Raw genomic sequence first — 6,030 nt, 5'->3', positions numbered from 1 at the left:
AGTCATAAACATACCCGTTTGCCTATCCCTTATCTTAAGGGGGGAACGGTGTCCTGTCTTTCATGGGGCTCGTTCACGGGGGTCAGTTGGCGGATTATTATCAAGCGCGCGCCTAACTGCTTCAGTCTTCGCTGCTATGAGCGCTTTAAAACAGATCTGTCCGGGTCCTTGAGCCTCAGCTGGAAGCATGATGTGAAAAGGCATCATGGCCTTATGGTCCAATATGTTCACATGTTCCAACCCATCGAAATCTGTGCGTAGGAACCCACGAATGAGCTCCTCGCACCCATGCGGGTTACCCCCTATGCCCAGCGATTTTGCCACTGCATCGTGAGCTAAGACGATACGAGGGTTGTTGGCAACTTGGTTTTCGAGTCGGTACGCCTCAACTAACGCAGGGCCATAAACAATATTGCCTTGGTGGCGTAACTCCCCAACCGCAATACCGCCGCGTGACAAGACCCCCAAATGAAGGAGGTGCAAGGTAAGAAAGCTGGCAAACTGAATCAACTCCGCCAGCTCATACCCTTGGCGAAACGCAAGAGAAACGACCATGTTGTCTGAGAATGCTGACACCACATAGTTCGACTGGTACTGCGCAGTAGTAATAGCCAGCGCCTCCTCTATCAAATCCTCGCGACGCTCATCTATAAGACGCTTAAATCCAAGGACATCCAAAAACAAAACCGCTCTCTGCTCGTAAGTGGCCGCCATGATCAATCTCTGTGGAAATGTTCAGAACTCCGGATTGTGTCTTAAATCCACCTCCCGAGACAGAGCCCACCCACTTTAAAGCCTAACGGAAATTTGCTCAGTTCTCGCCAAGGGGCATTCAAGGAGAACCATAGAGTGATCAGGATCTCTTTGTTGCCCTTTACGATGTCCTCATAGGTGGGGGTGGCTATTGCCAACAACCCCAAACTGAAAGCCTCCTCTTTGAGCAGCTCAGGCAACTGTTGGTCCATCTTTAGGTCCCTCCTTATGTATGGGGGGAACTGAGTGTCAAAAATCGCTACAGGCCACGTCGTTAAAGGGCTACAGCCCGGACCACTCGTTTTCAATGACCGGACCACTCGATGCAATCACGGGGTGCTCAAAGACACAGCGAATCAAGCACCGGGTCAGCCAGCGATATTTCGATTCCTCCAGCTATCGCAGGTCCCGCATCACCCAGGCGGTTCACCAACTGCGCAGCTCGGTCAGCCTCGGCGCCCTCCCAATTGACAGCAGTGACCGAGGTCCGATAGTCGATTAGATTCAATACTTGAACCTGGACAGCCCTGGAGCTGCCACCGGGGAACGCTTGAGCAAGGCGCGTAGTAGCCTCCGTGATTCTGTCGGTCAGCTCAACAACCTCTGCAAGAACAGCATTCCGTTGACTTACTGCCCGATCAGGGTCGATCCAATCGGCAACAAACAATGCAGTCGGGTGCCTTTTCTTGACCGCCTTGCGCAAGTCCTTGAGCTGTTGGCTCGTTGCGGCCAGTTTCCCGTCCTCTGTGAAGCCGTAAAGGTCCGCAATGATTTCCTTGTAGTCGGCCCACTTGGCCCCTTGAGGGCGGCAGGCTTTCTCAGCGACCAAATCAATGGCAGACACACGGGGCAGATGTCCGAGCGCATCAACAATGAACGGGTTCTCATCCTCAATAGCTTGAGCTTCAGCCTCGACCATCTTGGACAGTTGGCGACGAGAAATGCCTAACTCAGCAGCGGCAGCGCGTTGGCTCATGGTTTTGAGCAGCTCGGTTGCCCGTGGCTCTGGTGGTTTGCGGTTTGGGTCAGGCAGCGTCCAAGGCTCTCGGCATATGATCGTGGTCAGTTGGGCATGGGTGGCACGTTGGCGGTCCAGTTCGGCAGTTGCAAGCATCGTGTGGCTCCTCATCAGCAAGTCGACGGAATGTCTTTCTTCGCTAAAGTGAGGGGTTTTACGCAGCGCCTATTTCGGACCGCCAAAGCCTATCCCGTTGAGTCTGAAACCTCGTAGCCACCTTCTACTGTCTCACCACTCCATTCGTCACCATCACCGTACTCGACCAATTTCAGCAGCATCACAGAGTCCAATTGCAGCTTGACGGAAGCACCAGCGACAGCCGAGAAACCATAGGGGAACATGGAGAAACGGGCCTTCAGCTCCGAACCACCGGAGATGGCCGGAACGTTGTCGATGCGCTTGCCCTTGGAATCCACCACTTTCAGGACCAGGGGCTTCAGCTCTTCGGTCTTCTTGTCCACGTAGGACGCATAAGAGGCGAACTTGAAGGTGACCGTCCCGTCTTCGTTTTCGAAGTACGGCATGTTGCCCTCATAGGGTTCTTGCAGTTTCTTACCGCGACCCAGTTTCGCCATGAGGGCCGGACGGGCCGCTTCGAACTCTTCGCAGATAGTCGCGTAGTTCGCTTCGTGCAGATTGTTGATCTTGTCGATCAGCGGTTGGGCCTCACGGTTTGGAACGGTCAGGTCGACCTTGTAGACCCCGCGAGGGTTACCGAAACCCTTCTCAGGGTTGCCATAGTCTGGCTTCTGGATCGAGCAGTAATCGTCGGCAATACCAACCGGGGTAAAATGGAATTCTTTCTTGATCATCATGACTCAGTGCGCCAGCCAGTTTCGAGCCGCTGGTAGTCGTCATGAGTGGGGCTGCCGAGACTCGGCGAAGGAATCAGAGACAAGCGCAATGCACCATTTAGAAAAGCGGAACGGAGAGCTTGCCTCATGATGAGCAGAAGGGGCACCGAAGGTCCGTCTTGGATTTCCGCCAGAAAATACGACAAACAATGCAGGGCAAATCCAAAACGGCAGATGTTCACTTTCTGTAGAGCGGTGCCATTACCGCAGAGCGCCCCCCAGAGCCTCAGCCAATCGGACAACCTGCACCGTCCTACCCGCCCCGTATAGATCGAATGTAATAGAACCCGAGCTGTGCCCCAGGATTTCCTGAGCGATCCCCAGGGGAACCTCAGCGGCTTTCAGGGCCCCCGCAACGAAGTGCCTCAACGAGTGGAACGACAGGTCGCCCCCTGCCTCCAGCTTGAGCACCTCTCGAATCATCTCGTTCAGTGGCTTGTTAAAATAATGAGCTTTGGCAGTGAACAGCCGGTCAGAGCTGCACCGTTTGACGAACTCAAGGAACGCTTCAAGGTTGAACCCAAATGCCCCATCGACCAACGGAACGACACGGGCAGAATGCTTGTTCTTGAGGGTCTTCCCGTTGTCTGCGTTGATATCGATAATCCAGGCATCGCCAATCTGTTTCACATCGTCTTTGGCAAGCTGGTAGACCTCGCCGATACGAGCCCCAGTAAGGACGCCCAGCGATAGCGCCCAACGCTTCCATGAATCATCAGGGAGGCCATTGGCGTAGGTCATGAGGGTAGCTATCTGATCTTGCGAGAACGCCTCTCGGGTGCTGTCGGCACCTTTGGTCAGCTTGAGCCCCTTGTCGTATGTCTTATCGAGATGTCCCGTGTTCACGGCCCAAGTCATGACCGTCGATAACCGAGTCAGTAGCTTGTTCACGGTTGAGCCCTTGCGGGTTTCGAGTAGCTGCTCTTTGAGAGCCACCATATCGGCGCGTGTATGCGTCCGCAGGTCCAGTTCGCCAAGTGCCATAGCGATGACCTTACAAGACGTAGTGACCTCATGCATCGTACTGGGCTGAACGTTCGCCCTGAGTTCAGACATGTAGAGGTCGGCAAGGAAGCTGAAGGTGATCGGTTCGAGGTCTGGTTGGGTACTTACAGATAGAGACAGGTTGACATGGGCGTTTGCCGTACCCGCCTGCTGACCGTCGAGTTCCCCAGCGATCCCCTGTAAGATTCGGTCGTATGCAGTTAGCGAGCTTTCCGCCGTGACCTGATCAGCTATGGTCAGTGTGTAGACCCGTAGGTCCTCCCACGTAGCCGATTGGTTCGCCAAGTGGAATCCGGCAAGTCCCTTGAGGATATCCGTCGAGAGGTCCATAGCCCTGGAGCGCTCCGAGGTTCTTAGGGAAACCGTTACGGCAGCCTTGGCCCCTGTAGGCCGTAGTCGCATGTAGTAACGACCATTCCTGCGGTAGTACCAAGGCTTAGCCAGCTTGATGTCTAACAAATCTCTAACATTGGTGGTCTGATTTGAAGCGATCATTTGAAGGAAACCTATATAAACCAAGGGGTTTCCTCTCCTGCTCTCAGTTCTGGGCCAATCCGGAAAATTTCGGCAAGTACTGGTGGTGATTCCCGTGAGTACATCCATCTGTCCCTGTGGTAGCGGCAACCTGCTGGATGCCTGCTGTGGCCACTATCACTCCGGCCATCCGCCCCCCTGCGCCGAAGCCCTGATGCGCTCGCGCTACTGCGCCTATGTGCTGGGACTGGTCGACTATCTGGTGGACACCACGCTGCCGGCTCAACAACCCGGACTGGACCGCCAGGCCATCGGCGAATGGAGCGCGCAAAGCACCTGGCTGGGCTTGCAGGTGGAAAGCTCGGAAGTCTTCGGCGGCCAGCCCGAACATGCCTTCGTGACCTTTACCGCGCGCTGGCACGACAGCAACGGCGAACACAGCCACCGGGAAAAGTCGTCCTTCGTGCAAACCGACGGGCGCTGGTATTTCATCGACCCCACCGTGCCCCTCAAGGCCGGGCGCAATGACGCCTGTCCTTGCGGCAGCGGGCAGAAATACAAAAAATGCTGCGCAGGTTACCTGCTCAACTGAGACTCAGGTGTGAGATATCCGGCAGCGTGGCGACGGTTGTCGTCGGCAGTTGGCCCATGTCGGCACCCACCGGCGCCACGCTGAACGCTGACAGATCCAACACCGCCACGACCGGTTCAGGCTTGGCGTCCTGCATGTCGCTGCCGACCTCGGCGATGCCAAAGTCCGGCGCATCGACCGCACTGAACGCCGCCATATAGGCATCCCGCGGCGCCACCTGGGCGCGGCCGGGCATCGGCGCGAGCGCCGTCATTTCGATCTCCTCGACGGCCATCTCGACCACCGTGACCAAAGCGCCGGCACGCTCGAGGGTGAGCCGATACTTTTCCGCGGCCACAGCATCGAGATTGCTCTTGAGCACCAGGCGACGCCCGGAAAACAGCAGCTCGACACGCTGGGAATCGGCCTGGAACAGCCGGGTCAGGTTGCTTTTGACCTGATCGGGCGCCGCGCCGGGCAGCGACTCGCCACTGAAGACAATCTCGTAAAGCGTCATGATCACACTCCTGTGCGCCAGCCTGATCCATTGCGCGAATGGTAGGCAGTATCCCCCAGTGGATTTACCGCCACAACCATGAGCTTTTTCTGTCACAGGCTTGCTATGCTGGGGCCTCGGCGGGAGGAAACCCATGCACTCACGGACACTTGGCACGCTCGGCCTGCTTATGCTGTTGACACTTTCCGGCTGCGCGTCCTGGTTCGACAGCAGTACCCGCGAGCCCGAGGTGCGCCTGGTGCGGGTCGAACTGGTCAAGGCCCGGCTGGTGCAACAGAAGTTTCGCCTGCACTTTCGCGTCGACAACCCCAACGACGATAGCCTGACCGTGCGTGGCCTGCATTATCGTCTCTACCTCGATGGCTGGCTGCTAAGCGAAGGCGAGTCCGCCAATGGCTGGTTCACCGTCGAAGCCAACAGCCACGCCTTCCTGGTGATTCCAGTCAGGACCAATCTCTGGGAGCACCTGCGCGACCTGACCAAACGCCTGAAACACCCCCATGATCCGATCCCCTACCGACTGGAGGGCGAACTGGAAACCGGACTATTCCTCAGCCATGACGTGCACCTGGAGCGCAAAGGCGAGATAATTCCCGCCGAAATTACTCCGGAGTGACACCAGCATGACCCAGCAACCCCATGTTCACGGCCCTGATTGCAACCACGATCATGACCATGACCACCACGATCACGATCACGACCATGGTCATGTCCACGGCCCGAACTGCGGCCACGCTCACCAGGAGCCGGTACGCAACGCGCTGAAGGATGTGGGTCGCAACGATCCTTGCCCGTGCGGCAGCAGCAAAAAATTCAAGAAGTGCCACGGGGCCTGAGG

General features: G+C 56.6%; 9 protein-coding genes. 3 read left to right on the top strand and 6 right to left on the bottom strand.

Features of this window, described 5'->3' with window-relative positions; genetic code table 11:
- Positions 1 to 60 precede the first annotated feature (60 nt).
- The 5 genes from AC07VG_RS19325 to AC07VG_RS19305 all read right to left on the bottom strand — a co-directional run bounded on the left by AC07VG_RS19325 (position 61) and on the right by AC07VG_RS19305 (position 4,125).
- On the bottom strand, positions 61 to 714 hold the full coding sequence (locus AC07VG_RS19325; protein WP_495021700.1) for a hypothetical protein: 654 nt from the start codon (positions 712 to 714) through the stop codon (positions 61 to 63).
- 41 nt (positions 715 to 755) lie between these two features.
- Entirely contained in the window at positions 756 to 965 is a 210-nt protein-coding gene (locus AC07VG_RS19320) for a hypothetical protein (protein WP_495021699.1), read from the bottom strand.
- Positions 966 to 1,093: 128 nt separating this feature from the next.
- The gene (locus AC07VG_RS19315) at positions 1,094 to 1,867 is read right to left on the bottom strand and encodes a hypothetical protein (protein ID WP_495021698.1); all 774 of its coding nucleotides are present in this window, start codon (positions 1,865 to 1,867) and stop codon (positions 1,094 to 1,096) included.
- An 89-nt stretch (positions 1,868 to 1,956) separates the two neighbouring features.
- Positions 1,957 to 2,586 (bottom strand): DUF2815 family protein, encoded by a 630-nt coding sequence (locus tag AC07VG_RS19310; RefSeq protein WP_495021697.1) that lies wholly within the window; start codon positions 2,584 to 2,586, stop codon positions 1,957 to 1,959.
- Between the two features lie 240 nt (positions 2,587 to 2,826).
- Positions 2,827 to 4,125: a site-specific integrase gene (locus AC07VG_RS19305; protein ID WP_495021696.1), complete on the bottom strand. Its 1,299-nt coding sequence runs from the start codon at positions 4,123 to 4,125 to the stop codon at positions 2,827 to 2,829.
- Positions 4,126 to 4,219: 94 nt separating this feature from the next.
- Between AC07VG_RS19305 and AC07VG_RS19300 the strand changes: the two genes are divergently transcribed.
- Entirely contained in the window at positions 4,220 to 4,696 is a 477-nt protein-coding gene (locus AC07VG_RS19300) for a YchJ family protein (RefSeq protein WP_494999423.1), read from the top strand.
- On the opposite strand, the gene AC07VG_RS19295 is transcribed toward AC07VG_RS19300, so the two are convergent.
- Entirely contained in the window at positions 4,689 to 5,192 is a 504-nt protein-coding gene (locus AC07VG_RS19295; RefSeq protein WP_495021695.1) for a hypothetical protein, read from the bottom strand. The two genes, AC07VG_RS19300 and AC07VG_RS19295, sit on opposite strands and share 8 nt — an antisense overlap.
- A gap of 133 nt (positions 5,193 to 5,325) precedes the next feature.
- Between AC07VG_RS19295 and AC07VG_RS19290 the strand changes: the two genes are divergently transcribed.
- Both AC07VG_RS19290 and AC07VG_RS19285 read left to right on the top strand, forming a co-directional pair.
- On the top strand, positions 5,326 to 5,808 hold the full coding sequence (locus AC07VG_RS19290; protein WP_494999421.1) for an LEA/WHy family protein: 483 nt from the start codon (positions 5,326 to 5,328) through the stop codon (positions 5,806 to 5,808).
- Between the two features lie 7 nt (positions 5,809 to 5,815).
- Complete coding sequence (locus AC07VG_RS19285; protein WP_495021694.1) at positions 5,816 to 6,028, top strand: SEC-C metal-binding domain-containing protein; 213 nt, start codon at positions 5,816 to 5,818, stop codon at positions 6,026 to 6,028.
- Positions 6,029 to 6,030 lie beyond the last annotated feature (2 nt).

This window comes from Pseudomonas sp. GW821-FHT03C07 (assembly GCF_059420925.1).
The sequence above is the reverse complement of the archived record's forward strand: the minus strand, read 5'-3'. Positions and strand labels throughout refer to the sequence as shown.

Coding starts and splice junctions, on each gene's coding strand:
- AC07VG_RS19325 (WP_495021700.1), bottom strand. CDS start 714: ATGGCGGCCACTTACGAGCAGAGAGCGGTTTTGTTTTTGGATGTCCTT.
- AC07VG_RS19320 (WP_495021699.1), bottom strand. CDS start 965: ATGGACCAACAGTTGCCTGAGCTGCTCAAAGAGGAGGCTTTCAGTTTG.
- AC07VG_RS19315 (WP_495021698.1), bottom strand. CDS start 1,867: ATGCTTGCAACTGCCGAACTGGACCGCCAACGTGCCACCCATGCCCAA.
- AC07VG_RS19310 (WP_495021697.1), bottom strand. CDS start 2,586: ATGATGATCAAGAAAGAATTCCATTTTACCCCGGTTGGTATTGCCGAC.
- AC07VG_RS19305 (WP_495021696.1), bottom strand. CDS start 4,125: ATGATCGCTTCAAATCAGACCACCAATGTTAGAGATTTGTTAGACATC.
- AC07VG_RS19295 (WP_495021695.1), bottom strand. CDS start 5,192: ATGACGCTTTACGAGATTGTCTTCAGTGGCGAGTCGCTGCCCGGCGCG.
- AC07VG_RS19290 (WP_494999421.1), top strand. CDS start 5,326: ATGCACTCACGGACACTTGGCACGCTCGGCCTGCTTATGCTGTTGACA.
- AC07VG_RS19285 (WP_495021694.1), top strand. CDS start 5,816: ATGACCCAGCAACCCCATGTTCACGGCCCTGATTGCAACCACGATCAT.